At 37.4% G+C, this 25,566-nt stretch carries 27 protein-coding genes; 14 read left to right on the forward strand and 13 right to left on the reverse strand.

Annotated features, from left to right (window positions below; genetic code table 11):
* The first annotated feature begins 78 nt into the window (after positions 1–78).
* The 3 genes from FUA48_RS09050 to FUA48_RS09060 all read left to right on the forward strand — a co-directional run bounded on the left by FUA48_RS09050 (position 79) and on the right by FUA48_RS09060 (position 2,820).
* Positions 79–1,308, forward strand: a complete 1,230-nt coding sequence (locus FUA48_RS09050) for a hypothetical protein (RefSeq protein ID WP_147583228.1) — start codon at positions 79–81, stop codon at positions 1,306–1,308.
* Positions 1,301–1,966, forward strand: coding sequence for a DUF2007 domain-containing protein (locus FUA48_RS09055; protein ID WP_147583229.1), 666 nt, complete (start codon positions 1,301–1,303; stop codon positions 1,964–1,966). The genes FUA48_RS09050 and FUA48_RS09055 overlap by 8 nt, the downstream gene beginning before the upstream one ends.
* 221 nt (positions 1,967–2,187) lie before the next feature.
* Positions 2,188–2,820 (forward strand): hypothetical protein, encoded by a 633-nt coding sequence (locus FUA48_RS09060; protein WP_147583230.1) that lies wholly within the window; start codon positions 2,188–2,190, stop codon positions 2,818–2,820.
* Here FUA48_RS09060 and FUA48_RS09065 read toward each other — a convergent pair.
* Positions 2,817–3,386 (reverse strand): anthranilate synthase component II, encoded by a 570-nt coding sequence (locus tag FUA48_RS09065; protein ID WP_147583231.1) that lies wholly within the window; start codon positions 3,384–3,386, stop codon positions 2,817–2,819. The two genes, FUA48_RS09060 and FUA48_RS09065, sit on opposite strands and share 4 nt — an antisense overlap.
* Positions 3,387–3,660: 274 nt before the next feature.
* On the opposite strand from FUA48_RS09065, the gene epsC reads away from it, so the two are divergent.
* Together epsC and cysK are read left to right on the forward strand one after the other, a co-directional pair.
* The gene (gene epsC, locus FUA48_RS09070; protein ID WP_147583232.1) at positions 3,661–4,476 is read left to right on the forward strand and encodes a serine O-acetyltransferase EpsC; all 816 of its coding nucleotides are present in this window, start codon (positions 3,661–3,663) and stop codon (positions 4,474–4,476) included.
* Between the two features lie 12 nt (positions 4,477–4,488).
* Positions 4,489–5,397, forward strand: a complete 909-nt coding sequence (cysK, locus tag FUA48_RS09075) for a cysteine synthase A (protein ID WP_147583233.1) — start codon at positions 4,489–4,491, stop codon at positions 5,395–5,397.
* A gap of 74 nt (positions 5,398–5,471) precedes the next feature.
* Here cysK and FUA48_RS09080 read toward each other — a convergent pair whose 3' ends face one another.
* The 3 genes from FUA48_RS09080 to FUA48_RS09090 are packed head-to-tail and all read right to left on the reverse strand — an operon-like array spanning position 5,472 to position 7,178.
* Positions 5,472–6,041 (reverse strand): YceI family protein, encoded by a 570-nt coding sequence (locus FUA48_RS09080; RefSeq protein WP_147583234.1) that lies wholly within the window; start codon positions 6,039–6,041, stop codon positions 5,472–5,474.
* A gap of 26 nt (positions 6,042–6,067) precedes the next feature.
* Positions 6,068–6,700 (reverse strand): NAD(P)H-dependent oxidoreductase, encoded by a 633-nt coding sequence (locus FUA48_RS09085; RefSeq protein ID WP_147583235.1) that lies wholly within the window; start codon positions 6,698–6,700, stop codon positions 6,068–6,070.
* A gap of 22 nt (positions 6,701–6,722) precedes the next feature.
* On the reverse strand, positions 6,723–7,178 hold the full coding sequence (locus FUA48_RS09090) for a MarR family winged helix-turn-helix transcriptional regulator (RefSeq protein ID WP_147583236.1): 456 nt from the start codon (positions 7,176–7,178) through the stop codon (positions 6,723–6,725).
* Positions 7,179–7,319: 141 nt separating this feature from the next.
* Between FUA48_RS09090 and FUA48_RS09095 the strand changes: the two genes are divergently transcribed.
* The 3 genes from FUA48_RS09095 to FUA48_RS09105 are packed head-to-tail and all read left to right on the forward strand — an operon-like array spanning position 7,320 to position 8,863.
* Entirely contained in the window at positions 7,320–7,901 is a 582-nt protein-coding gene (locus FUA48_RS09095) for a TlpA family protein disulfide reductase (protein ID WP_147583237.1), read from the forward strand.
* 13 nt (positions 7,902–7,914) lie between these two features.
* Positions 7,915–8,526, forward strand: a complete 612-nt coding sequence (locus tag FUA48_RS09100; protein WP_147583238.1) for a thioredoxin family protein — start codon at positions 7,915–7,917, stop codon at positions 8,524–8,526.
* A 22-nt stretch (positions 8,527–8,548) separates the two neighbouring features.
* Complete coding sequence (locus tag FUA48_RS09105) at positions 8,549–8,863, forward strand: rhodanese-like domain-containing protein (RefSeq protein ID WP_147583239.1); 315 nt, start codon at positions 8,549–8,551, stop codon at positions 8,861–8,863.
* Positions 8,864–8,899: 36 nt separating this feature from the next.
* On the opposite strand, the gene FUA48_RS09110 is transcribed toward FUA48_RS09105, so the two are convergent.
* Positions 8,900–9,328 (reverse strand): response regulator, encoded by a 429-nt coding sequence (locus FUA48_RS09110; protein WP_147583240.1) that lies wholly within the window; start codon positions 9,326–9,328, stop codon positions 8,900–8,902.
* 173 nt (positions 9,329–9,501) lie between these two features.
* Between FUA48_RS09110 and FUA48_RS09115 the strand changes: the two genes are divergently transcribed.
* The 4 genes from FUA48_RS09115 (at position 9,502) to FUA48_RS09130 (ending at position 11,930) form a co-directional block, all read left to right on the forward strand.
* Positions 9,502–10,020 carry a thioredoxin family protein gene (locus FUA48_RS09115; RefSeq protein ID WP_147583241.1) on the forward strand — a complete coding sequence of 173 codons (519 nt, stop codon included), beginning with the start codon at positions 9,502–9,504 and terminating at the stop codon, positions 10,018–10,020.
* A gap of 36 nt (positions 10,021–10,056) precedes the next feature.
* Positions 10,057–10,899, forward strand: coding sequence for a GNAT family N-acetyltransferase (locus FUA48_RS09120; RefSeq protein ID WP_168196960.1), 843 nt, complete (start codon positions 10,057–10,059; stop codon positions 10,897–10,899).
* Between the two features lie 44 nt (positions 10,900–10,943).
* Entirely contained in the window at positions 10,944–11,444 is a 501-nt protein-coding gene (locus FUA48_RS09125) for a hypothetical protein (protein ID WP_147583243.1), read from the forward strand.
* A gap of 99 nt (positions 11,445–11,543) precedes the next feature.
* Positions 11,544–11,930, forward strand: coding sequence for a rhodanese-like domain-containing protein (locus FUA48_RS09130; protein WP_147583244.1), 387 nt, complete (start codon positions 11,544–11,546; stop codon positions 11,928–11,930).
* Here the strand turns inward: FUA48_RS09130 and FUA48_RS09135 are convergent, their stop codons facing one another.
* The 7 genes from FUA48_RS09135 to FUA48_RS09165 form a co-directional block, all read right to left on the reverse strand.
* Positions 11,931–12,353 carry a DUF3995 domain-containing protein gene (locus FUA48_RS09135; protein ID WP_147583245.1) on the reverse strand — a complete coding sequence of 141 codons (423 nt, stop codon included), beginning with the start codon at positions 12,351–12,353 and terminating at the stop codon, positions 11,931–11,933.
* A 76-nt stretch (positions 12,354–12,429) separates the two neighbouring features.
* Positions 12,430–12,708: a GNAT family N-acetyltransferase gene (locus FUA48_RS09140; protein ID WP_147583246.1), complete on the reverse strand. Its 279-nt coding sequence runs from the start codon at positions 12,706–12,708 to the stop codon at positions 12,430–12,432.
* A 5-nt stretch (positions 12,709–12,713) separates the two neighbouring features.
* The gene (locus tag FUA48_RS09145) at positions 12,714–13,610 is read right to left on the reverse strand and encodes a pirin family protein (RefSeq protein ID WP_147583247.1); all 897 of its coding nucleotides are present in this window, start codon (positions 13,608–13,610) and stop codon (positions 12,714–12,716) included.
* A gap of 55 nt (positions 13,611–13,665) precedes the next feature.
* Positions 13,666–14,025: a cupin domain-containing protein gene (locus tag FUA48_RS09150; RefSeq protein WP_147583248.1), complete on the reverse strand. Its 360-nt coding sequence runs from the start codon at positions 14,023–14,025 to the stop codon at positions 13,666–13,668.
* Complete coding sequence (locus FUA48_RS09155; RefSeq protein ID WP_147583249.1) at positions 14,025–14,651, reverse strand: alpha/beta hydrolase; 627 nt, start codon at positions 14,649–14,651, stop codon at positions 14,025–14,027. Before FUA48_RS09155 ends, FUA48_RS09150 begins: the two co-directional genes overlap by 1 nt.
* Before the next feature lie 11 nt (positions 14,652–14,662).
* On the reverse strand, positions 14,663–15,601 hold the full coding sequence (locus tag FUA48_RS09160; RefSeq protein ID WP_147583250.1) for a ring-cleaving dioxygenase: 939 nt from the start codon (positions 15,599–15,601) through the stop codon (positions 14,663–14,665).
* 48 nt (positions 15,602–15,649) lie between these two features.
* Entirely contained in the window at positions 15,650–15,991 is a 342-nt protein-coding gene (locus FUA48_RS09165) for a response regulator (RefSeq protein WP_147583251.1), read from the reverse strand.
* 451 nt (positions 15,992–16,442) lie between these two features.
* On the opposite strand from FUA48_RS09165, the gene FUA48_RS09170 reads away from it, so the two are divergent.
* Positions 16,443–22,490, forward strand: a complete 6,048-nt coding sequence (locus FUA48_RS09170) for a choice-of-anchor L domain-containing protein (RefSeq protein WP_147583252.1) — start codon at positions 16,443–16,445, stop codon at positions 22,488–22,490.
* 268 nt (positions 22,491–22,758) lie between these two features.
* On the opposite strand, the gene FUA48_RS09175 is transcribed toward FUA48_RS09170, so the two are convergent.
* Positions 22,759–23,442 (reverse strand): sterol desaturase family protein, encoded by a 684-nt coding sequence (locus tag FUA48_RS09175; protein WP_147583253.1) that lies wholly within the window; start codon positions 23,440–23,442, stop codon positions 22,759–22,761.
* A 251-nt stretch (positions 23,443–23,693) separates the two neighbouring features.
* Between FUA48_RS09175 and FUA48_RS09180 the strand changes: the two genes are divergently transcribed.
* The gene (locus tag FUA48_RS09180; protein WP_147583254.1) at positions 23,694–25,538 is read left to right on the forward strand and encodes a cytochrome-c peroxidase; all 1,845 of its coding nucleotides are present in this window, start codon (positions 23,694–23,696) and stop codon (positions 25,536–25,538) included.
* Positions 25,539–25,566: the final 28 nt, after the last annotated feature.

The following is a 25,566-nucleotide window of genomic DNA, read 5'->3' on the forward strand; positions in this document are numbered from 1 at the left end:
AATGGGTAAAAATAAGCAAAATATTGCAAGACACTGCACAAAAAAATACTGTTATATTTGTTAAACAAACCATTTATTATGAAAAAACACCTTACATTTCTTTTTCTGTTGCTATCATATTTTTCTTATTCCCAATCGTGTACCTGTGAAGCTGAACTGGACGCTCTTTATGCAAATGTTCGTACACTAACATCCTATAAAACTCAATTAGGTGGTAAAAAATATGAGGAGTATAAGCGTACTTATGAGTTTTTAAGAAAAGAAGCAGAGAAACAGAAAGGGGTTTTACCCTGTCTTGTAATACTCTCAAAATTGCTTTATCCTATAATTAATGGTAATATGGGAGTTTATCAAAAAGATTTTAAAAATCTGGGTAAAATGGAACAGGAGGTTATTACAGGTAAAAATGCCCATTTTTATGATGGTGAATATAAAAAGTATAATCCTGTTGTTAATGTTAATCTAGATTCGCTGGTTGAGGTTTTGAAAGACAAACCTGAATTTGATATTGAAGGGATATATGAACACAATTTATTAAAAGCTGCTGTATATCGTTCTAATGACAGTATTGTTGGTGTTATAATAGAGTCCGGTCATGCTAACTGGGAAAAGGGAAACCTGTTTTTTGTACTACATGAACAATCTCCAAATAATTATTTTATTCTTACTGCTCTGGATTTTAATAATACGTATGAGTTTAGAAAGCATGAACGATTTTCAAATGGCAGGCTGGTTTTTTCAAGATGGTCTAAAAGCGATAAGAACTATTACTACGGACAACAGGGATATGGTATGCGTGTTGAGGAAGCAGAAAATATACAGAGCCTGATAATTGGCGTCGCAAAAAAATATGATGAAGAGACTGTTGCTTTTGTAACGGAAATAAACAAAACAGTTACTACTCCTGATATTATAATAGATATAAGAAATGACAGATATGGCAGGGATAATTTATATAATCCACTTGCCCGATTTGTAAAAAAATATTCTAAAAAGAACAGGGTTTATATAATGGTTAATGCAGAAGTGATGAATGTGGCCGAAAGGTTTGTTGCCGATATTAAAGGTAAGGAGAATGTCTATATTTTGGGGGAGGCCACCAGTGGAGTTTTGGCTTATGGTTATAATAAAGATATGTCGGTGAAATCACAACTGGCCTGCGGTAATTTTGAATTTTATGCTGATAATAAAGAATATTCAGGATATTTGAACTATGAAGGAGTTGGTGTACAGCCTGACTATATCCTTAGCCCTTATACTGATTGGATAGAACAAACCATAACTATTATAAAAAATAACCATGAGTAAGATTACCACTTTTAAAAAATTTCCGGATATAATACAGGCCAAAGAGCTTAAAGAGTTTTTAGAGCAAAATGGAATTGAAAGTTTCGTGAGTGATGGTAAGCCTTCGGTTGATAATAGCTTTGGGGGTGGTATCCCTGTGGATTACGAGGTTAAAATAAAAGCTGTTGATTTTGAAAGGGCATCTTTACTAGTTGAAGAGAGGGTTAAGGAGACACTGGGAGATGTTGATAAGGATTATTACCTGTTTTCATTTACTAATGAAGAGTTATATGATGTTTTAATCAAACAGGACGAATGGAATGAGTTTGATTATCTTCTAGCCAGAAAACTTTTAACTGATAGGGGAAAGGTAATAGATGAGGATTTATTAAACAGCCTCAAGAAACAAAGAATTGCAGATTTTACAAAGCCTCAGCCTCATGAAAAAACGTGGATCTTTGCCGGTTATGTATTTGTATTAATGGGAGGTTTTTTAGGGATACTTATAGGGTATATGTTATGGGAATCTAAAACAACGCTGCCTGACAGAAGGGTCATCTATACTTATTCTCAAAAATCACGTAGTCACGGACTTATAATTTTTTGCCTGGGTATATTTTTGTCTGCTATTTACATATTAGGAATTTTTTTAGATGAATATATGATTAGCCTTTATTAAGAATTTTAAAACTTTAATTTTAGTACTATTTTAAATATTAAAAAAGTGTTAAAGGGTTTAAAATGATATTGTTGGTTAAATTAACTTATCCGAAACCCGCATAAAGAAAGGACTTGTTAAAATTTCGTAATTTTTTTGTTATAATTTGCTGGTTATCTGATATGTAAATTAGGTTTTTAGAAGTGTTTTCCTATATTTGGAGGACACCCAACTATAAACCAATGGAAAAAACATTTACTACCTTTAAAACTATGCCCGATTTGGATCAGGCAAAAGAGATGAAACGTTTCCTGAGCAAAAACAACATCAGGAGTTTTTTAAACGACAATCATTCTACAGAGAAGTGCGAATTTGAAATCAAGGTTATGGCAAGCGATTATAATAGCGCTTCACAACTTGTAAAAGAAAGCACTGAGAAGATGATTGAAAAAGTGACCAGCGATTACTGCCTTTATTCTTTCAGCCAAAAGCAACTTTATGATGTACTTCTTAACGAAGATGTATGGAGTGATTTTGATTATCTGTTAGCTAAGAAGATACTGAATGAAAAAGGACTTCCTACCGACAGTGATTCTATTAGCAGACTAAGGGAAGAAAAAAAGAAAGACACTGCAAAGCCGGAATCTTCTCAGATTTTACACATCATGGGCGGTTACATTTTAGCCCTGATGGGAGGAGTTGCCGGTATTGTTATTGGCTTTTTAATGTGGAATTCTCAACGACAAATGCCAAACGGCATAACTGTATTCAGTTATAGTGAAGTGGAGAGAAGACACGGAAGAATAATATTTGGACTTGGTATACTTATTTTTGTAATTGTACTTAGTATAAGATTAAGGCAAATACCGTTCTAGATTTCCAGCCAGTTTTCCAGCATTTTTTTTCCGTTTGGAGTTAATACAGACTCCGGATGGAATTGTACCCCCCTTACATTATATGTTTTGTGGCGTAATGACATTATTTCGCCATTATCGTCTACGGATGTTACTTCCAGTACTTCCGGGAAATTTTCTTTTGCCACACACCAGGAATGGTAGCGCCCCACACTTATTTCTTTTTCCAGGCCTTTAAATAAAGGTTCATCGTCAACTAGTATAGAGATAGTAGTTGCAACGCCGTGATAAACAGTATCGAGGTTTATAAGCTTACCGCCAAAAACTTCGCCAATAGCCTGTTGACCTAAGCAAATACCCAATATGCTTTTATAAGGGGCATATTTTTTTATTACACTTTCAAGTAACCCTGCATTGGCCGGCACACCGGGACCGGGAGATAACAATATCTTATCAAAATCCTCAGGGTCATCTAAGGAGAGTTCGTCATTTCTTAAAACAGTAACTTCACAGTTAAGGCTTTCCAGGTAGTGTACAAGGTTGTAAGTAAAGCTGTCGTAGTTATCTATTACCAGTATTTTCTTCATATGCATAGTGGTTTGCAAATGTATAAAACTTAGTGATAAAAAAATATCTTAAAAATCTACTAAACTGGTAGACTATTAAAAAAATAACTATATTTGTTATGCACAAAAGAATATATGGCAGTTTTAACAAACAAGTGTATGGCGTGTATGTGTTTCTCTTTAAACGAGGAAGCACTTGCTGTACATGGAAATTAGGTTCAAACCTAAACAGTAAACAGTTAGTGAGCTCCTCGTAACCCGAGGAGCTTTTTTTATTTAAATATTTAGCATTATTATGAAACATCCCGTTTATACCGCAAATTATCTGAAATCGGGTGTGCTGCCCGATAAGCAGAAAACAGGTTACTGGATAGAGGAATTTTTTCAGTGGCTGTTTTGTATAGGTCCGCAATATGCCGATTATGATTTCTTTTTAAAGAAGGAGCAGGAACTCGACGGACTACTATCTGATTTACTATGCCTTTCCGGGCTGGAAGAAGAAAAAATTCAACCGTTGCTACTTCATCTTAAAGATAAGATAGTAACACTCCATGAAAAAATGGAAGACAGTCTTAAGGCTATTTTTGCTTTTGATCCTGCAGCTAAGTCAAGAACCGAAGTGTTGGTTTCTTATCCCGGTTTTTTTGCCATAGCCATTTACCGTATTGCTCACGAATTATGGATTAATAATGTACCTGTACTGCCCAGGCTTATTAGTGAATATGTGCATGGTAGGACAGGTATAGATATTCATCCCGGGGCAGCTATAGGTGACAGATTTTTTATAGACCATGGAACCGGTATTGTAATAGGGGAAACCTCAGTAATAGGCAACGACGTAAAAATATATCAGGGAGTAACATTAGGGGCTTTAAGCGTACATAAAGAAGAAGCTTCTGTTAAGCGCCATCCTACCATAGGCAACAGAGTTACCATTTATGCCAACGCAACCATTTTGGGAGGCAATACCATTGTGGGCGACGATTCTGTAATAGGAGGTAACGTATGGATTACTAATTCCATACCGGCTCATTCTTTGGTATATCATAAAAGTGAAATAACTATAAAAACGAAGGAAACATTTCCTGAACCGTTAAATTTTGTAATATAAAACCGCATCGATATGAAAGTAAATAACATCTTAGAAACCATAGGTAACACACCCCACGTAAAACTGAATAAACTTTTTAAAGGAAAGAATGTATGGATTAAGTTGGAGCGTAATAATCCGGCAAACAGCATTAAAGACAGGATTGCACTGGCAATGATAGAAGATGCTGAAGCAAAAGGACTCCTGAAGGCTGACAGCGTTATAATTGAACCTACTTCGGGTAATACGGGTATAGGCCTGGCTTTTGTAGCTGCCGTTAAAGGGTATAAGCTGATTTTGGTTATGCCGGAATCTATGAGTGTGGAGCGTAGAAAGCTTATGTCTATTTACGGAGCCGAATTTGAATTGACCCCGCGTGAGAAAGGAATGAAAGGAGCTATAGAAAAAGCAAGGGAGTTAACAGAGTCTACTCCTAATGCCTGGTCACCAAGTCAGTTTGATAATCAGGCCAATGTTGAGGTACACCGCAAAACAACTGCACAGGAGATACTTGCCGATTTCCCTGATGGAATTGATTACCTTATAACAGGGGTTGGCACAGGTGGGCACATAACAGGTGTTGCTGATATCTTAAAACAAAAATACCCAAACCTTAAGGTGTTTGCTGTAGAGCCTGAGGCTTCGCCTGTATTAAGCGGGGGAGATCCGGGATTGCATCCCCTACAGGGAATAGGAGCGGGGTTTGTACCGTCTATTTACAGAAAAGACCTTATTGACGGAGTAATAACTGTAGGCAAGGACGAGGCTTTTGATTTTGCAAGGAACATTGCCAAAACCGAAGGTATACTGGTAGGAATCTCAACTGGTGCTTCTCTGGCAGCTGTAAATAAAAAGCTGGCAGATATACCCGATGGGGCAACTGTTCTTACTTTTAACTATGATACGGGAGAGCGATACCTTTCTATTGAGGGATTGTTCTAATGTATATTTTTAGGTAGAAAAAGAAACCCCCGATGGATTTCATCGGGGGTTCTTTGTTTCAATTTAAACTCTAATTAGAACTGTAGGTTTACTGTAAGTTCAAACTCGTCGTAGATCATGTTGTCTCCAAGACCGTCAAAAATACTTCCTGAATTGTATTCAATACCATATTTAGTTCTGTCTACATTAAACGCAGTAGTTGCAGAATTCTTGTTTACGGTAAGATCAAAAGTTACAGGTTTAGTAATGTTTTTAATTGTTAAATCAGCAGTAACTGTATAAACGTTAGCAGATTTAGCCTTAACTGATTTGAAAACAAGCTTTGAAGTAGCATGGTTATCTGTACCAAAGAAATCTTTAGCTTTTAAGTGGCCTTCAAGTTTCTCTTTACCTTCACCAGCTTTAAGATCGGTAACGTTGATAGATGTCATATCTACAGTAAAGTTACCACCTGTAAGTTTACCGTTTTTGAAATTAAGTACACCATCTTTAAAGCTGATAGTACCTTCGTGCTGTCCGGTAACTTTTTTACCTACCCAGCTGATTTTGCTTGAAGAAGTATTGATTTTCTTGTCCTGAGCTGATGCTGTTATGGTACCAAGAGCTACTACTAATGCAACTACGATTGTTTTGAAATTTTTCATTTTTTAATTTAATTAATTTAAGAATATTAGATAGTGATAAATAATTCGTTTTCAGGTTTTCTAACCTTTTTAAGATGTTGAAAACTGTCTTCTTCGTGGCGGTAGCCTACTGCTGCAATAACTGCTGTGCTTAAACCAAGTTTGTCAAGGCCAAGTATCTCATCAAATTGCTGAGCGTTAAAGCCTTCCATTGGTGTAGCATCTATATGTAATAATGCAGCAGTATTAATAAGGGTAGAAAGCGCAATGTAAGCCTGTTTTACAGCCCATGTATTTAAGCCTTCTTCGGTTTGGTTTTGTATAAAACCATTAACCATATTTTCAAATGGTTTTAGGGACTCTTTTTCAACCTGTCTTACTTTGCTTATGTTTTTCATATAAGCTTCAACGTGTGTTTCATTTACGTTTTTCTCATAAGCAAAAACAAAAAGGTGAGAAGACTCGGTAATACCATCCTGATTGTAACCGGCTGCTTTAAGCTGCTCACGTACTTCCGGATTTTCTATAATAAGCACTTTATAAGGCTGTAATCCCATAGAAGATACACTTAGCTGTACAGCTTCTTTAAGGGTTTCAAGATCATTTTTTGACACCTTTTTTGCAGGATCATATTTTTTTGTGGCATAACGCCAGTTTAAACTTTCAATATAATTTTTCATGACTAGCTCTTTATATATTTAATTATGCGTTTCTGTATTTTTCAAGAAGTCCATTAAGCAACTCCTGTTCTTTTTCTGTAAGGTTATTGCAAAATTTTGCTTCGTGGTTATCTACTACAGGGTCCAATATCTTTAATAGGTCTAACCCTTTTTGGGTTATGGCTACTTCCATTTTTCTGCGGTTGTCAGGGCAAACTTCACGTGTTACCAGTTCTTTTAGCAGTAACTTATCTACCAATCGGGTAGTGTTGCTCGTTTTAGCAATCATACGCTCCTGTATAACACACATATTTGCGGGTTTACCTTTTTGTCCCCTTAGTATCCTTAAAACATTATACTGTTCAGGCGATAAATCATGAGCTTTAGCAATTTCACTAAAGCTTTCACCTATTACGTTTTGGGTATACATAATATTCAGGATAATCTTCTTAGGAAGACTCATGGGTGCCGTTGCTTTAATAACTTCTTCTATTTTCATAATTGTATCTACAATATTTGTATGTACAAATGTAGTGTATTTTATATTTGTATATACAAATATGTTGTTAAAAATTTGTTAACGGTATATGGATGGCTTTTTTTGCCTTAATTTTAGAGGCCTTAACGCAAAACAGGTAAAATGAAAAAAATGCTAATGGCAGGTTTATCGGCAATATTTTTGCTGTATTCGTGTAATGAAAAGAAAGAAAATAGTACTGAAAACAGTAATTCTGACTCAAAAGAAGCAGTTGCAGAAATAAATAAGCCACAACCCATACATGTTTATGAAAAGGGTGGGGTTAAGGTAAATGCTTATAACTATAACGGACTTGAATATTTTTTAACCAAGAGTAATGATACTACCTATGTGGTGAACTTTTGGGCTACATGGTGTGTTCCGTGTGTAGAAGAGCTACCATATTTTGAAAAGCTTAATGCCGGGTATGCCGATAAAAAGGTGAAGGTTCTTCTGGTGAGTTTGGATATGCATAAAAAAATAGAGAGTAACCTGATACCTTTTATAGATAAAAAGAAACTGCAAAGTGACGTGGTTTTACTAAGAGATCCGGATGCCGATACCTGGATAAGAAAGATTGATACAATATGGAGTGGGGCAATACCGGCAACAATTATATATAATAAGAATAGTCGCAAGTTTTTTGAACAACAATTTACGTATGAAGAGCTTGAAAAGGAACTGAACAATTTTATAAAACCATAATAAATCATAAATCATGAAAACACTAAAATTTTTAGGTGCAATTGCAATAATAGGCCTGTTGTTTGCCTTTACAGCAGCAAAGACGGTTAGCGGCTATCAGGTAGGGGATGTTGCTACAGACTTCAGTTTAAAAAATGTAGATGGTAAAAAAGTATCATTAAAAGATTTTAAAGATGCTAAGGGTTATATAGTAGTATTTACATGTAATCACTGTCCGTATGCTCAGGCTTATGAAGACAGGATAGTTGCCCTTGATAAGAAATATAAAAAACAGGGGTATCCGGTTATTGCCATCAATCCAAACAATCCTGAAAAACAAAAAGACGACAGTTTTGAAAAAATGCAGTCAAGAGCAAAAGAAAAAGGATTTACTTTCCCTTACCTTTTAGATGAAGGACAAAAGATATATCCTCAGTATGGTGCTACAAAAACACCTCACGTGTATGTACTTCAAAAAACTGCAAAAGGTAATGTGGTTAAATACATAGGGGCTATTGATGATAACTATGAAGATGAGGCAGCAGTTACAAAAAAATATGTTGAAGATGCTGTAAACTCACTTTTAAAAGGTAAAGAAGTAAGCGTAAAAGAAACTAAGGCTATTGGCTGTTCGATAAAAGCATAATACCTTTGTAAAAAATTTCAGAATGAACTTATCACAACAGGAATGGTGGGACAAGGCACAGGAAGACGCAGATGCGATAATCCTTGATGTTCGTACCGAAGACGAATGGAACCGTGGTATTATACCGGGAGCCATTAATATAGATATCTATAAAGGACAGGGCTTTATTTATGCAATAGAAGAACTGGACAAATCTAAAAATTATTATGTGTACTGTGCAGCCGGAGGAAGAAGTGCACAGGCCTGCAACATTATGAATCAGTTGGGCATAGAAAACGCATACAACCTTATGGGCGGAATAACCCAGTGGGATGGTCCGGTAACACAACCTGAATAAAAATAAAAAAGAGCCTTTAAAGGCTCTTTTTTATTTTTATCCTTTGGAAGTAAATGAGTTAATGTTTTCCTTCCAGTAATCAATCAAATCTTTTATACGCTCTTTGTAGCTGTTATAGTCGCTGCCTTTATGAATATAATCCTGAATGGAAAGCTTGTTAGCCTGCCTTATGGAATGGTCATCCTGAGCATTAGAGATAAATATATAAGGAATGTCTTTATCCATAAAAATTTCTTCCTGTAATATAAGCTCTCTTAATTCAAAGCCTCCCAGTTTAGGCATATTAATGTCGGATATCACAATAAAAGGCTCTATCTCAGGCCTCCTTAAATAGTCAAGTGCTTCTACACCGTCGTTAAAAAATATCAGGTTGTTTTTGTAACCTAAATCCCTGAATATTTCTTTTAAAATCTCTCTGTCGTCTTCGTCGTCTTCAATAATAAGAATATCCCTGTGTTTTTTCATGGCTAGTCCTACTGTTTGTTGGTTTTGGTTTTACAGTGCATAATTACCACTTATTAATGGAAATTATGTTATAACATTCGGCAGATTTTTTATCATTCGATGTATAACGATATAGGTATTTACTTATATTTACTTAAATTGCGATTTCATGAAATTGTATAATCCAACTAAAAATGAAAATAAAAACAATTTTAATCTGCCTCTTCCTTTTAGGAAGCTTAACCGCTGCAAATGCTCAGGAAGATGCGTCGGTGGTTTTGGAAAAAGCCTATGCACAAGCTAAAAAAGAGAAGAAAAAAGTGTTTGTAATCTTCCATGCCTCATGGTGCGGATGGTGCAAAAAGATGGAAAAGAATATGCAGAGCCCTGCCTGCAAAAAGCTATTTGATGATAATTATGTAACCACCTTTTTAACGGTGCAGGAATCGCCTAAAAACAAAAGCCTTGAAAATCCGGGAGGAGATGATATCCTTAAGAAGTTTAAAGGCGAAGGTCAGGGAATTCCGTTCTGGCTAATTCTTGATACCGATGGCAGCCTGCTTGCCGATTCGTTTAACAGTAAAAGCGAAAACCTGGGATGCCCTTCTACGGCGGAAGAAGTAGCCGAGTTTACGGCAAAGCTTAAACGAACATCAAAATTAACCCCGGCACAACTAGGAGTAATTTCTGAAACATTTATAATTAAAAAATAAGGTCCGGGGGCCTGCCGGACACAATTAATGTCCAATATGGCTATACAGTTTAAAACTTTAGAAAGCACTGAAATACCTGAACTCCTTGAGGTATTTAACAGTGCTTTTTCTGATTATGCCCTCCCCATGAGGATGGAGGAAGCTATTTTTCTGCGTAAGCTTTTTATCGAAGGAGTTTCGCTTGGCTTCTCTGCAGGAGCTTTTGACGGAGATAAGCTTGTAGGGTTTATTCTCCATGGTCTTGATGAGTTTAATGGAGAAAAAAGGGTCTTTAATGCCGCCACAGGAGTAGTACAGTCACATAGAGGGCAGCGCCTTGCAAAACAAATGTACAATTACATACTGCCTGTTTTAAAAGCACAAGGCTACAGGCACCATCAGCTTGAGGTGCTTAATGGTAATATAAAGGCCGAAAGGGCTTATGAAAAGGTTGGCTTCCGTAAATCAAGAGACCTTTTCGGTTATGAAGGTACTGTTGCTCCACAAATTATTCCTGCTGTAGAGATAAAGGAGGTAAAATATTTAGACTGGATTAAGGTACAGTCTTTTTGGGATGTGCAGCCTGCATGGCAAAACCATACTCCAACAGTACAAAGGACAATGAAAGATCAAAAGATTATTGCCGCTTATGTTGAAGGAAACCTTGCCGGATATCTTGTATATGATACAGTTAACGGCAGGTCAAAACAGTTTGCCGTTAAAAAGGAATACCGGAGACAAGGTATAGGTACAGCATTATTAGCCAATGTTACTCAGGCTTTGGGAAAAGTAAACTTTGTAAATTATGATGATAATGATAAAGGGGCAAAAGCATTTTTTGATGCTTTAGGATTGAAACCAAATTATCATTTACATGAAATGACGCTTGTTTACTCTTAACTTTATTGATTTAAATAACGTAACCTATTAAATAGTTTAAGCAGATGTATAATTTTAAATTAGATCTTTTATATGGAAAAGAATATTTTGATTTAAGACCTAAAGTTTCTTACAAGGTTAAGGAATATATAGAAGATTTTTTTGTTGAAATGTTTTTTACTGAAAAGAAAATTATTGTTAATAACAAAGTAACCAGTTTGTTACAGATAAGTTTTTTTATAGACAAGACAAAGGAATATATTACGCTTCTTCCACCTACTGTTTATAAAAGTTATAATACCAAAGCATTTCCTATTATGGTAGGTTATGTTGATAAATTTCAGGTGTCAAAAAATACTAACTTGGATTTTGCTTATATGTTATTTGATATTGTATCTGAATTTCTTTTAGTAAATTATAAAAAGGTAAAGCCTGAAGAATTAAAAATTTTAAAAGAACAAATAGATATAGACTACTTATCAAAAATAGTATATCCTGCACCATTTGAGGAACAACTGTTTGTAGGAGATAATAATTTGAATAATGAAGTTATTCATTTGGGATAAAAAATAGGATGTTAATTTATAGATTAGATTGAATTAATATGTGCACGAAATAGTACTTATTTACCCTTAACTTTGTCAATACAATTAAAAATACATATTATGAAAAGAGCACTTTATTTAGCAGTATTATTTATTTCACTTATATCCTGCCAGGCACAGCAAAAGGAAGGAACAGAATTAATAAACCCAACCGAATTTGCTCAAAAGATAGAGATCGAGAAGGGACAGATTATAGATGTACGTACGCCTAAAGAATACAAATCAGGGTGTATAGACGGAGCTGTAAATATCCATTTATATGATAAGGATTTTGGCGAACGAATTGACAAACTTGATAAAAATGAAACAGTATATGTTTACTGTAAAGCAGGAGGGCGAAGTGCCGAAGCTGTTGAAATTATGCAGGAAAAAGGCTTTAAGCATATAGTGGAACTAGACGGAGGTATGGATGCCTGGAACGAGGCGGCAAAGCCTGTAAAGAAATAGTTAGTCTAACAGGAATATCAAAAAGCTTACAAAGGCAATTACAACACATAAAGGCGAATAATAACGGGTATCATTCTTAGCAAAGAGGGTACCCGTTGCTTTTTTAAAAAAGCCAATGTATTTAAAATCACCTATGGCTCTTAGGGTAAAGATAAAACCTATAGCCAGGGTGGCATATTTAAAGATGTTGAGGTTTACATACTCCCTGAAGATATCGAGATTGCCTATAGTAATAAAAGCAAAAATACCCATTGCTGCGGCTACGATAAAAGTAACAAGCGGACCCGGAGTAAAAACGGCATGGCCTTCTTCAAAAGAGGGGAGTACTGCACTCATCCCTTTTTTACCACCCATAGCCCAGTAAACATGTAAAAAGGATAGAAAGATAAATATGGAAGTGTTTATTAAAACAGGAAAAATCATTACGGTTTAATGTTGGTTTACACAAAGTTACCTTATTAAAACGTAATGATTTTTAAACTTATATTAAAACAGGGTGTTATTTTGCTAAAACATCCCCAATTTCTTCGTGTCTGTCAAACATCTTTTTGGCAAAAGGACACAGGGGTATTATTTTAATGTTCTTTTCTCGGGCAAACTCAACTGCCTTATCCAGTAGTTTTTTGCCTACACCTTTAAATTCAGGGTTGCCTATAGTGTGTTCAATTATAAATTTATCGTTGTTGGCCCAAACATAGGTCATAATACCTGCCTGAACATCGCTTTCCATAGCTTTAAAATGGCCTTTTTTGCCATCATCATAATGAATTATCTCCATAACGGTTATTGTTTTGGTTTAAAGTTTGTGTTTTGAGGTGGTAGTGGTACAAAGCCTGTTTCTCCCGGTACTTTAGGGAAGGTTTGATCCAGCCATCTCTGTTTGGCATCTTCAATAAGTTCATAGGAAGTAGCCACAAAATTCCAGTAAATATGCCTTGGCTCAGGAAACGGTTCTCCTCCAAAAATATATACCGTACTGTTTTCGTTTATTGTGAATTCGCAAAGCGAGGCCTCTTTTGCCACAAGCAGCTGTTTAGGTTCAAAAACGGTACCGTCACTTTCTATGCTGCCTTCAAGAATATACAGGCCGCTTTCCCCATAAAGGTCTTTGCCTATACTCAGTTTTTGTTTCGTTTTACTTTTTATTTCTATATAGTACAGTTTACTGTAAACCGGTACCGGTGATTTTTTACCGAAAGCTTCTCCGGCAATAAGCTTTACGGATACACCATCCTGTTCCCAGGCCGGGAGTTCATTTTCTTCAATATGTACAAAAGATGGTTCTGTTTGTTCAAATTCCTTAGGTAATGCAACCCATATTTGCAGGCCATGAAGCATTTTGTCTGAATGCCTTAAATAGTCAGGTGTACGTTCAGAATGTACAATGCCTTTGCCTGCAGTCATCCAGTTTACCTGGCCGGGTTTTATTTCTACTTCAGTACCTAAACTGTCCTTGTGCATAATGTTTCCTTCAAACAGGTAGGTTAGTGTAGACAGGCCTATGTGCGGATGAGGACCTACATCCATATTTTCATTGTCTTTTAAAGCCACCGGACCCATGTGGTCAATAAATGCGAACGGACCTACGGTTCTTTTGTCTTTAAAGGGTAAGAGCCTTCCTACGAGAAAGTTACCTATGTCGCTGGGGCGCTCTTCTATAATTAGATTGATATTTGACATGGTATAAAAATTAAAGGTTTAAATTACAAATAATTAGAATACAAAAATCAACCTGTTACAATAAAGTGATAAAAATAGATGAACGTATTTCTTTTGTAATGTTTCGGGTTTTATGTCCCTTACCTTCAGTATCTTCTACAAGTAGTATGTCGCCGCCTTTAAAGTATCTTTTTTCTCCTAGCGAGGTTTCTATTTCAATAACACCATCCATAAGTATAATGTATTGCCTGGCGGGTGCATTATGAAAATCATAATCGTATGAAGAAACAACTTTCCTAAAGGTGATAGTCCCTGCTTTTTGAGCTTCAGAAAGAAAACCTATTTCACCATTATCGTTAAGAGGTACAGAGACAGTCTCAAAACGACTGTCTCCGTTACTATCACTATATATGCGGGTTATAGTGTAAGCTTCCATTATTTAAAGGATGTTGCCAGCCATTGGGCTGTTAGTTTTATATCATCAGCCGTAAGGTTGTGCCCTGTTGGGATATCGTAGTAATCAACTGCAAAACCAAGCTCTTTAAGGTTATTAAGGTAGGTTTGCGTATCATTCGGGTTTACAGTAGAATCAAGCCTTCCTGAGCTGAAAAACACAGGAACATTGTTGTTTGTTCCGGCAGATTTAATTTCCTTAAACGGTTGCATAGGCCTGTATAAAATGGCCCCTGCTAAAAAATCAGGATATTTTATAAGTGTTGCCCCTGCAATATTGGCCCCGTTAGAGTAACCTAAAGCTATAAGCTTTGTGATATCGAAACCTTCCTTATCGGCTATAGACTTTATAAAAGCAACCATTTCATCGGTACGGAAATCAAGATCCTGTTCGTCAAATACTCCCATGCCTAAGCGTTTAAAAAAACGTGGCATGCCATGTTCGCTAACATTTCCCCTAAGGCTTAATATGTTGTATTCTTTACCAAAGTTTTCGGCTAAGGGAATAAGGTCTCTTTCGTTACCACCGGTACCATGCAGCAGTAGTAAAGTATAAGCTGCTGCATTTTGAGATGGTAGGTATATATATTTTAAAGGTTCAAAGTTCATTTTAAAAAGTATTAGTTAATAGGTGCTAAATAAGCCTCAAGTTCGCTTCGTCTAGATTCATACTGTTCCGGAAGTTTAAGCCCTTTACCTAAATCTTCAAGACTTTCGTCTACCATAAATCCGGGGTTGTCTGTAGCTATTTCAAACAATACTCCTCCCGGTTCCCTGAAGTATAAAGAGTGGAAATAGTTACGGTCTATTTGCGGAGTAATATTTAATCCTGCTACCACCACTTTTTCTCTCATTTTCATTAAGGTTTCATCATCTTTAACCCTAAAGGCTACATGGTGTACGGTTCCGTTTGCCACATGACCTCGTTTTTCATCCTTAAGCTCTACAATATCTACTATTGCCGCATTTTCTACTGCATCGGTAGCAAAACGGTAACGGTTAACATCCTGGGATATTAATTTGTAACCAAATACTTCTGTCAATACAGTTGCAGTGCCGGCAATATTGTTTAGGGTAAGGGTAACGTTATGAAATCCTCGGGTAGCGATATCTGCTTTTACTTCATCGGTTTCCCACGGCTTTCTGTTATCCGGAGTTTCAGATTCTATCAGTTCCAGTTTCAATCCATCAGGATCAAGGAATGTTAAGAACCTTTCTCCAAACCTTTCGGCAGGTTTATTGTAAATAACATTGTATTTGTCAAATCGCTCTACCCATTTCTCAAGGCTTCCTTTTGGTACAGAATAACCTATTTCGGTAGCCATTCCTGAGCCTCTTCTTCCTTGTGGGATACCTTCACCCCAAGGGAAGAAAGTAAGTATGGTTCCTGCACTGCCTATTTCGTCGCCAAAATAAAAGTGGTAAGTACCGGGGTCGTCAAAATTTACGGTTTTTTTAATAAAACGTAAGCCTAATATTTTAGAGTAGAAGTCAAAATTACGTTTGGCGTCACCTGCTATTGCAGTAATATGGTGTAAGCCTAAAATTCTATTTTCCATGATATATGTTTTTAAAATTGTTATGTAAAATTACTGTTGGTTTAAAAGTTATGCATTGAACTGGGACAAGAAGTTAATTATCTCGGGCCTGTTGTATAAAGCGGCATATATCTCATTATAAAGCAATCCGCTACCCCCTCCATAATGTTGTATAACCTTAACTCTGGGGTTGTGAGCTGCAAAAGCTATTCTTAAAGAAATTTCATCTTCTTCGCTAATGCCACATCCCAATAGTACAAGACTTATTCTTACTCCCTTAAAGAGTGCTTTGGCTTCCTCGTCATTGGTAGTTCCTAATCCGTTCCAGCTTTCATTTTTGTTTATAAGCCTTACAACGGTCTCCATAATTTCAGGATGCCTGCCTATGTATAAAATGTTTATCGCTTCCATTGTATTGCATCTTAAAGTTTACATTACAAAGTTCCGTTAATCAAATGCTGTGTGCATTGAACTGGGACAAGAAAAGAGGAAGGATGAAGGGAATATGCTTTTTTAGCACTTTTTATGATTTTGAAAAACCGTGATGTAACAGCATTGTATACAGAAAGTGTTGACAAAGGCGTAACAACTGGTTTTACAAAAACTATAAGATACTTAAGCTTTTAATATTTTGTGTTAATTTTTTGTGTGAAATAAGTGTTTGATTTTAAGTATGGAACAAAAAACAACACTTTTCATGTCAACACACATGTCAACGCTTTATTTAAGATAATATATTACTCAGAGCGTAAATTTACCATAACACAGCCCCCAAAAATTAATGTGTTCGGGTTTCCTTACTTCAACCCTTTTTTTCTTGAAGACTACTTACGACTAACTATTATACTTTTAAAAAAACGCTATGAGAAAAATTACTTTAATAATTTTTATGGTCCTTTATTCCTTTTTGGGTTACAGCCAATTGACCGAAGAAGGTTTTGAAGGAGCCTGGCCTCCCACGGGATGGACAATTGAAGATAACGGAAACGGACTTTTAAAAACCTGGCAACAGTCAGTGCCGGGAAGTTTTTTCGACTTTCCGTATGAGGGAAGCTATGCCGCTTTTATGGATAGGGAAGATGCACCCGCAGGTGTAACTCCTCAGGACTGGCTTATAACTCCTCAGTTTAATGTGCCCGGTAACCCATTATTAAAATTTTATTCACGACTTACCATTGGTGGAGATCAGGGTGGAGTATACCGTATTATGGTATCTTCAGATCCTGACCCATCAAACCTTGCCGCTTATGAAGAGGTTATGTTGTGGACAGAAGAAGAAATTAACCCTGACCAAACTGAGTACACTCTTATAAATGTAAACCTGCCGGCTGCACTTACAGGTACAAATATTTATCTGGCTTTTGTTATGGAAGCCGATAATGCCGACAGATGGCTTATAGATAAAGTAAGTGTTTTTGAAGAATGTATAATTCCTCAAAACCTTAATGCCCTTAATATATCTCTTGACTCGGCAGATTTAACATGGGATGATTTTAATACCAATGCCGAATGGGATATTGAGTTGCTTGAAGGAGCAGGGACAACAATCGGCTCGGGTGAGGTTTATAATGGTTCACTGCCTTATTCTGTAAGCGATTTGGATCCCGGTACAGAATATAAGTTTTATGTTAGGGCTTTATGTGATACAGGAGAGGAAAGTGCCTGGGCAGGTCCGTTTTATTTTAATACAATTGCTCAGGGAGATAGCTGTGATGCACCTATTATAGCTGTATCATTACCTTACTCTGATTCAGGTAATACGGCAAATCATGCCAATATATATAGTGGTGCGCCGGGAACGGGGTGTGGTACCCTGTTTTGGGAAGAATACCTTATGGGTAATGATGTGGTATATCAATACACAGCCAATTTTACCGGAGAGATAACAGTAAATTTAACAGAGGCATCAAATTTTTCGGGTGTGTTTGTTTATCAGGACTGTGCCTCGATAGGGGCTGAATGTTTAGCAGGTGCTACAACAGGTTTTGAATCAATATCTGCAAGTATTCCCTCAATAGCAGTTACAGACGGAGAAGATTACTATATAGTAATATCCAGTAGTTCATCTTTTGTTACACCTTACACCATAGCAATCCAGCAGGTAAATTGCGACCCGCCTGTTGGTTTGCCAACGGTTTCGGATATGACATCTGTAGAACTATCGTGGAGTAATCCTACCGCAGCTACTTCCTGGGAGGTGGTGATTCAGTCACCTGGTAGTGGCCTCCCAACAGGAAGTGGTGAAACAGCCACTGTAAACACTAATTATTTGGTAGAAGATTTAACTGCAGGTACCCTTTATGAATATTATGTTAGGTCCGATTGTGAGGATGGTACATTTAGTGCCTGGGCTGGTCCTTATGTTTTTAATACATTAATTTGTGAAGCTTCTGAACAATGTAACTATACTTTTACCCTTACTGATATTGCAGGTAACGGATGGGACGGTAATACCATGAATGTTTCGCAAAACGGAGTAACTATAGCTGTACTTGGTGAAACATTTGACTGGGGTAGTACAGCAGAAGTAACTGTTCCTGTTTGTCATGGTATACCTGTACAGTTATACTGGAACGGCGGAGGTTTTAATGAAAATGAGGTGGGAGTAACAGTTCATAATTCGTTTGGACAAACCGTATATCAAAAAGCTCCGGGAGAAGGTTTTCAGGATACATTGCTTTACGAAGGTGATGTAGATTGTAATACTATTTCATGCCTGGCACCGTTTACGCTTACTTTAGATAGTGCTACGCTCAATTCGGTTACATTATCATGGGATGGTGATGCTACCGGAAACTGGGAGTATTATATTGTTGAAGAGGGTGGCGCTGCTCCTGATGGTTCTACAACCGGGCTTCCTGCCACTACTAATCCGTTTACTGTTGAGGGACTTGATCCTGCAACCAACTACGATTTTTATATACGTATGGTGTGCGACGGTACAGCTACGCCAACCAGCACTTGGGGAGGGCCTCATTTGGTTAGTACATTAGTATGTCCGCCGGAAAACCAGTGTGAATATACTTTTGTAATGACAAGTGATTTTGGAGGTGGTTACTTGGGCAATACTATGACCATAACCCAGGGAGGTGTATTTGTTACAACCATCGGATCAACCTTTGCAGAAGGAGATTCGCAAACAATTACAGTTCCTTTATGTAGCGGTCAGCCGTTTGAAGTATATTGGAACAGTGGTGCTACCTTTGAAATAGGGCTCGAAATCATCAATCCTTTCGAACAGACATTATTTAGCCTTACAATCGGTGAGGATGTTCCAAGTACTATTGTGTATACAGGAGACGTGGATTGTGATAATCCTGCCTGTATACCGCCGGCTGACCTTACCGCTACAAACGCAACTCTAAATACTATAGATTTAGGTTGGGAGGGAGCATCAACAGGTAACTGGGAATATTATATTACCGAGGCAGGAAATCCTGCACCACAACCGGAAACCGAAGGAGAAGGCACTACTACAAATCCGGTTACGGCGTCGGGGCTTACCGCTGCAACCAACTATGAGTATTATGTAAGAATTATTTGTGAAGGTGGAGTGCCTGGCGAATGGGCAGGTCCGTTTGCGTTTAATACAACTGTTTGTGAGTTATCAGAGCAGTGTGTTTATAAGTTTGAGCTTACCAGTGCTTTAGGCTGGGGTTGGGAAAATACGACAATGACCGTTTATCAGGCGGGTGTACCTATTGCAACATTGGGTCCGGGGTTTGAGTTTGGCAGTTCTTATAACGTAGAAATACCTTTATGCTCTAATGCAGAGATAGAAGTATTTTGGAATACCGATGGTTGGGGTAACCCTGCCGATAAAGGGTTGGTGATTTATACTCCTTATATGGAGACATTTTTTGAAATGGAGCCGGGAACGGGTGAACAGGGCACTACAGTTTTTACAGGTACTCCTAACTGTGATGCTCCACCTTGTCCTAAACCGCAGGAGCTAACGGTCACCGATATAACTTTTACGGATGCTACAGTAAGCTGGGCAGAAATGGGTACTGCTGAAAACTGGGAAGTTGCCATACTGCCTTCAGGTTTGCCAGAGCCTGCTTCAGGTACTCCGGTAATAGAAACATCTTATACAACAAGCGAGCTTTCTTCAGGAACTGCCTATGTTTTCTATGTAAGGGCAGTATGTGGAGGAGGGAATGGTAACAGTACATGGTCTGGCCCATTTGCATTTATCACACCAATAGAAAATGATAATTGTGATACAGCTACGGTAGCTACGGTAAATCCGGGAATTGAATGTGTTGAATCAGTTTCAGGAGTTATGAATGGGGCTACGGCTTCAGGTATTACTTCAAACTGTACATGGACAACACCATTGGCAGATATATGGTTCCAGTTCACTGCTATTAACGAAGTACAAAGCATAAGCCTTAGCAATCATACAGGAGAGGTAATGCCTTTTCATGCAGTATTTGAAGGGGATTGTGATGGCTTAACTGAAATAGCCTGTAATTATGAGTCTTACGGAAGTACGCTTACCGGACTGACAATAGGTGAAACGTATTGGGTTCAGGTGTATATAGACGGAGGCTCTCCGGAACTTAACTCTATTGTTAGTTTTGATTTTTGTGTTTACACACCAGTTGGCAATTCAATTATAATAGATCAGGAAGAATATACAGTTGATGAAATAGTAAATGATATTTTAATTCAATCAGAATGCGGGCAGGTAAGTAACATTACCTGGAGTACCGGAATTGATAACGGAGCTGTATCTAACGGTATCGCTTACTTTAGTCAGGGCACAACAGACTTCCCCCTGAAGGAAGGTGTTCTTCTTACAACAGGAAGAGCCGATCAGGCAACAGGGCCTAATAATACTTCTATGGGTAATGGCCCACTTGGAGAAGGCGACTGGTGGCCTGGAGATGATCAGCTTTTTGATTATGTACAGGAATCAGGAATCAATCCGTTCCTTATGAGCCTTAATCAGGCTTCAATACTGGAATTTGACTTTGTACCTGTAACCAATCATATTAAGTTCCCTTTTGTGTTCGCTTCAGAAGAATATAACGGAACAGGGCAGTGTTTTTTCTCGGATGCGTTTGGTTTCTTCCTTACAGATCCTGATGGGAACGTTACAAACCTGGGTGTAATACCGGGAACAACGATACCTGTAACTTCAAAAACCATAAGGGATGAGGCTTATGTAGATCCGTTTTACGAATTCCCTTGTGAGTCGCAGTACCCGGAGTTGTTTGATAAGTATTATGGACCTTATAATGGTCTAGACCCTATGACTGCGCCAACAAACTTTAACGGACATACCGTTGTTATGTATGCCGAAGCCGATGTGGTGCCGGGGCAAACCTATCATATAAAAATGGTAGTTGCAGACGATCTTGATACGGGTAATGATACCGGAATATTTATTGGACAGTTTGATTTAGGTAATGTTGATATAGGTGAAGATTTAACTCTTGAGGGAGGTAGCGCGCTTTGTGCCGGAACCGAATATACTATTGATAGTGGACTTGATGAAACTCTATATACCATAACCTGGTATCAGGATGGAGAGGTAATTGAGGGAGAAACCGGAGCAAGCCTTACGGTAACCGAATCAGGAGAGTATACTATTGAGGTTATTTATATGGATACCACCTGTGGAGGTTCTGATTCTGTAATCATAGAGTATTTTGACCCGATAGAAGATGTTACAAGTACCCCTGTAGATTTGATTGTGTGTGCAGAAGGGGATACTGCCCAGTTTGACTTCACTCAAAATACTGAGCTTATTCTGGCTGGCCAGAATCCGGAAGATTTTACAATAACCTATCACGAATCTCAGGAAGATGCTGATAATAATGAAGCAGCTTTAGAATCTCCTTATACAAATACATCTAACCCTCAGGCTATATATGCAAGGGTACAGGTAACAGGAGGTGAGTGTTATGTGGTTTATAGTTTTAACTTAATCGTAAGTCCGCAGTATACTGCCGATGTACTTGAAGATGTAACTGAATGTAATTCTTATATTTTACCACAGTTAAGTGAAAACAATAATTATTATACAGGTAGCGAAGGTACAGGAGAGATGCTTACTGCCGGTACTGAAATAACCGTTACACAGCTTATTTATATCTACGCACAATCAACAACCCAGCCGGGATGTGCAGATGAAAGCAGCTTTACAGTTAACATAAATCCTACACCATCTTTTAGTATAGGTGATACCTATGAGGTTTGTGATCCTTCTTTTGCGGTAATTGAAGTGATGCCCGAGAATTTTGATTTGGCAGAAGCTACTTACGAATGGACTTACGAGGGGGATATTTTAGCAGAAACCAGCCCAATACTGCAGGCAGATGATTTTGGAACCTATAGTGTTACGGTAAGTCTGGGAGACTGTTCTTTTACACAAACCACAATAGTTATTGAAGATACCGATGCCGTTGCTTTTGAAATAGATCATGGCTGCGAGGGCACGGTTTATATGATACATGTAGTACCTGTTGACGATTCTTTTGATCCTTCCACGGCAGATATAAGCTGGACTGGTCCGGACGGATTCAATACATCTCAGCCTTCTTCAGAAATTACAGAAGAAGGGATATATACAGTCACAATAGTTACTACGGAGGGTTGTTCTGTACAGGGGTCTGTAGAAATTAGCGGTACGGGCTGTCTTATTCCAAGAGGTATATCACCCAATAACGACGGTATGAATGATAATTTTAACCTGGAAGGACTTAATGTAACCAATCTTATAATATTTAACCGCTACGGAAAAGAAGTTTACAGCTTTAGCGGGAATTATACCAACGAATGGTACGGACAGGGTAATAATGGTAATGATTTGCCTACGGGAACCTACTTCTATTCAATAGAACGTAGCGGAGGCGAGAGTAAAACCGGATGGGTATATATAAACCGTCAGGATAATTAATCAGGATCTACACACTTCGACTTCATAGATTAATAGTTATTTTTGATCACGCTCCTGCCCCTGTTTACAGGGGCAGGAGTTTTTTATGAAATTTTATGATAATCTTATAGTTGTAATGTGTTATAAAATGTAAATTTGTAGTAGCAGTTTGTTAAATTACAAAACGCTATGAAAAAGATTGTTTTTTTTAGAAAAACATATTGCCTGTTGAAGTAGAAGTGTGATTCAGGCATAAAAAGTAAAAAGGCAGCCACATGGCTGCCTTTACTTATTTGTTATCGTCTATAAATTCACCTGATTTTGTGTTTTCCTGATTTATAAGATTAGGCATTGTTCCAAAAATATAATCCCAGAAAGGCGATGATACACCAAAAGCCCTGTCTGGTTGTCTATAATGGTGTACAGCATGGTGATGCCATAAGGTTTTAAGGAAATTATCAGGTACAGTAAAAATGTGTACACTGTAGTGAATACACAGATAAATAGTATATCCCATAAGGAAACCTGCCAGGAAACCAAAAACAAAATCTCCCATAATGGCACGATACAGAATAAAGAAGAAGGTAGCAAGTACTAAGGCGATAATTGGAGGCATTGCCAGCCTTTGCTTGTCTTTAGGATAATCGTGATGTACCCCATGTACTTTATAGCTAAATGTATCAGTTTCGTCCTGATGTTCATGTGGTTTGATATGATACAGGTAACGGTGAACGATATACTCGATAAACGTAAATACAAACATTCCTGCAAAAAACAGAAGAATGATTTGTGGAGTCGTAAACCCTTTTTCTATTATACCATAGTAAATTAAAGCAACAGAAATAACCGTAAAAATGGATAAAGGCAGTGCAATATGTGTTTTGGTAAGCTTTTCTAAGAAAGGGTTTTTAAATAGTGTTGCGCTTCCTTTATGTTTCGGTCTGTGGCGTTTGGAGTGGGTTGTGTCTGACATGGCTGTGTGATTTTTAGAATTGATTTGATTGAGATTGATTAAATTTTTTAACAGTACAATTTACTAAAATTATTAATTGGAACTGAAGTATAAATTTAAAAAATAGTACCGTTTTTTGAACAATCAACTGTGCAAAACTATAGCAAATACAACGGCTGGAGTGTTATGTTTAGCTTAATCATTTCTTAATACGGGGTTAATGTGTGCCATACAGTAGCTAAGTAAGTTTGCCTTTTGATACTATTACTATTATGTCAGCATATTATAAAAAAACTGTTTTTGCACTGGCAATAGCTTTTTTTGCCCTGGTTTTTATTTCCTTTAGCGGTAAAACTTCCTCTACACCACCACAGGTAATAACCAATTATTTTTCAGACTTCAGTAATGCACTGGAAATACTGGATAATACGGCAAACAGTTACAGGCAGGGCAAAATTACCCTTGATTCACTACAGCATACTTTAAAAGATACCAGGATTTCTTATAAAAAAGTAGAATTCTTTTTGGCTTTTTACTATGCAGAGTATGTAAACAGCCATATAAACGGGGCGCCGCTTATGCAGATAGAAAAAGAGGGTACAAGGCCAAAGGTTGTAAGCCCGGAAGGGTTACAGGTTCTTGATGAACTTGTTTTTTCTGATGAGGCAGATAAGGAAAAGTCAAAGATTGCTGCGGTAGCCAAAAATGTGAAGAGTAAATATGGAGTGTTATATAATAGCCTGAGCAGTCAGGAATTTAAAAATCAGTATAACTTAACTGCTATGAGGCTGCAGTTAGTGAGAATTTTTAGCATGGGGGTTACCGGATTTGATACTCCGGGTTCTTTAAACGGAATAGAGGAGTCCAGGGCCTCGTTTGAAGGAATGTTAGTGTTCTTTACGGAAAATTACAATCAGGGCAATATAGCCGATAAAAACAAGGTAATTGAGTTGTTTAAAGGCGGGTTGGCCTATTTAAACAGTTCAGAATCATTTGAAGATTTTGACAGGCTTACTTTTTTAAAAACCTACATAGACCCTTTATATAAAAAACTGGGGGAAATGCAGGGTAATAATATCCCTGAGTATTTGAAGCAGACTTCAGGATGGAATCCCGAAAGTACATCGGTATTTGCTGCCGATTTTTTGAATCCGTATTATTTTACAGAACTTAATAAGGAAGATGACAGCGAAGCTCTTAGAAAGTTAGGAAAATCTTTGTTTTATGATCCTGTATTAAGTAGCGATGGTTCGTTAAGCTGTGCATCATGCCATAATCCTGAAAAAGGTTTTACAGACGGTGTTCCTAAATCGTTAAGCAGCGTGCAGGGTAAAACGGTACTTAGAAATGCGCCTACACTTTTAAACGCTGTTTATGCCGACAGGTATTTTTATGACCTGAGAGCTTTTAGCCTTGAACAACAGGCAGAACACGTAATATTTAATCATGAAGAATTTAATACGGCCTATAGTGATATACTTAAAAAGCTGGAAAATGATAATACGTATGCCGATCAGTTTAAAAAAGTATTCGGTAAAAGTGCTGTTAACAGGGAGAACTTCTCTAAGGCACTTGTGTCTTATGTACTTTCTTTAAAATCGTTTGACAGTCCTTTTGATAAATATGTAAGGGGAGAACTGGAAGATATTCCGGCAGAGGTAAAAAGAGGGTTTAATTTATTTACCGGTAAGGCCAACTGTGCTACCTGTCACTTTGCGCCAACCTTTAGCGGGCTAGTGCCGCCATTTTATAACGAGAACGAAAGCGAAATATTAGGGGTTTTGGTGACCCCTGATAACAAATCACCGCAACTTGATGGTGATTTAGGCAGAATAAACAATCAGGTACTTACAGAGTATGCCTGGATTTATGAGAGATCCTTTAAAACCACAACTATAAGAAATGTACAGCTTACGGCTCCTTATTTTCATAACGGAGCATATAGTACCCTTGAAGAAGTTATTGATTTTTATGATAACGGCGGAGGTGAAGGTTTGGGGCTTTCGGTAACTAATCAAACACTTGGGTCGGATGCTCTGGATCTTACAGAGCAGGAAAAGAAAGACCTTGTCGCTTTTTTAAAATCACTTACTGATTTGTCTGCTATAGAAAAATAATCTGAAGATTTACATTGAGTAAACATAG

Origin of the sequence: Flavobacterium alkalisoli (genome assembly GCF_008000935.1) — a bacterium.
Classification (GTDB): domain Bacteria; phylum Bacteroidota; class Bacteroidia; order Flavobacteriales; family Flavobacteriaceae; genus Flavobacterium; species Flavobacterium alkalisoli.

Bases quoted from the DNA above. Each gene is read 5' to 3' on its own strand.
- FUA48_RS09050 (WP_147583228.1), top strand. From the start codon at position 79: ATGAAAAAACACCTTACATTTCTTTTTCTGTTGCTATCATATTTTTCT.
- FUA48_RS09055 (WP_147583229.1), top strand. From the start codon at position 1,301: ATGAGTAAGATTACCACTTTTAAAAAATTTCCGGATATAATACAGGCC.
- FUA48_RS09060 (WP_147583230.1), top strand. From the start codon at position 2,188: ATGGAAAAAACATTTACTACCTTTAAAACTATGCCCGATTTGGATCAG.
- FUA48_RS09065 (WP_147583231.1), bottom strand. From the start codon at position 3,386: ATGAAGAAAATACTGGTAATAGATAACTACGACAGCTTTACTTACAAC.
- epsC (WP_147583232.1), top strand. From the start codon at position 3,661: ATGAAACATCCCGTTTATACCGCAAATTATCTGAAATCGGGTGTGCTG.
- cysK (WP_147583233.1), top strand. From the start codon at position 4,489: ATGAAAGTAAATAACATCTTAGAAACCATAGGTAACACACCCCACGTA.
- FUA48_RS09080 (WP_147583234.1), bottom strand. From the start codon at position 6,041: ATGAAAAATTTCAAAACAATCGTAGTTGCATTAGTAGTAGCTCTTGGT.
- FUA48_RS09085 (WP_147583235.1), bottom strand. From the start codon at position 6,700: ATGAAAAATTATATTGAAAGTTTAAACTGGCGTTATGCCACAAAAAAA.
- FUA48_RS09090 (WP_147583236.1), bottom strand. From the start codon at position 7,178: ATGAAAATAGAAGAAGTTATTAAAGCAACGGCACCCATGAGTCTTCCT.
- FUA48_RS09095 (WP_147583237.1), top strand. From the start codon at position 7,320: ATGAAAAAAATGCTAATGGCAGGTTTATCGGCAATATTTTTGCTGTAT.
- FUA48_RS09100 (WP_147583238.1), top strand. From the start codon at position 7,915: ATGAAAACACTAAAATTTTTAGGTGCAATTGCAATAATAGGCCTGTTG.
- FUA48_RS09105 (WP_147583239.1), top strand. From the start codon at position 8,549: ATGAACTTATCACAACAGGAATGGTGGGACAAGGCACAGGAAGACGCA.
- FUA48_RS09110 (WP_147583240.1), bottom strand. From the start codon at position 9,328: ATGAAAAAACACAGGGATATTCTTATTATTGAAGACGACGAAGACGAC.
- FUA48_RS09115 (WP_147583241.1), top strand. From the start codon at position 9,502: ATGAAAATAAAAACAATTTTAATCTGCCTCTTCCTTTTAGGAAGCTTA.
- FUA48_RS09120 (WP_168196960.1), top strand. From the start codon at position 10,057: ATGGCTATACAGTTTAAAACTTTAGAAAGCACTGAAATACCTGAACTC.
- FUA48_RS09125 (WP_147583243.1), top strand. From the start codon at position 10,944: ATGTATAATTTTAAATTAGATCTTTTATATGGAAAAGAATATTTTGAT.
- FUA48_RS09130 (WP_147583244.1), top strand. From the start codon at position 11,544: ATGAAAAGAGCACTTTATTTAGCAGTATTATTTATTTCACTTATATCC.
- FUA48_RS09135 (WP_147583245.1), bottom strand. From the start codon at position 12,353: ATGATTTTTCCTGTTTTAATAAACACTTCCATATTTATCTTTCTATCC.
- FUA48_RS09140 (WP_147583246.1), bottom strand. From the start codon at position 12,708: ATGGAGATAATTCATTATGATGATGGCAAAAAAGGCCATTTTAAAGCT.
- FUA48_RS09145 (WP_147583247.1), bottom strand. From the start codon at position 13,610: ATGTCAAATATCAATCTAATTATAGAAGAGCGCCCCAGCGACATAGGT.
- FUA48_RS09150 (WP_147583248.1), bottom strand. From the start codon at position 14,025: ATGGAAGCTTACACTATAACCCGCATATATAGTGATAGTAACGGAGAC.
- FUA48_RS09155 (WP_147583249.1), bottom strand. From the start codon at position 14,651: ATGAACTTTGAACCTTTAAAATATATATACCTACCATCTCAAAATGCA.
- FUA48_RS09160 (WP_147583250.1), bottom strand. From the start codon at position 15,601: ATGGAAAATAGAATTTTAGGCTTACACCATATTACTGCAATAGCAGGT.
- FUA48_RS09165 (WP_147583251.1), bottom strand. From the start codon at position 15,991: ATGGAAGCGATAAACATTTTATACATAGGCAGGCATCCTGAAATTATG.
- FUA48_RS09170 (WP_147583252.1), top strand. From the start codon at position 16,443: ATGAGAAAAATTACTTTAATAATTTTTATGGTCCTTTATTCCTTTTTG.
- FUA48_RS09175 (WP_147583253.1), bottom strand. From the start codon at position 23,442: ATGTCAGACACAACCCACTCCAAACGCCACAGACCGAAACATAAAGGA.
- FUA48_RS09180 (WP_147583254.1), top strand. From the start codon at position 23,694: ATGTCAGCATATTATAAAAAAACTGTTTTTGCACTGGCAATAGCTTTT.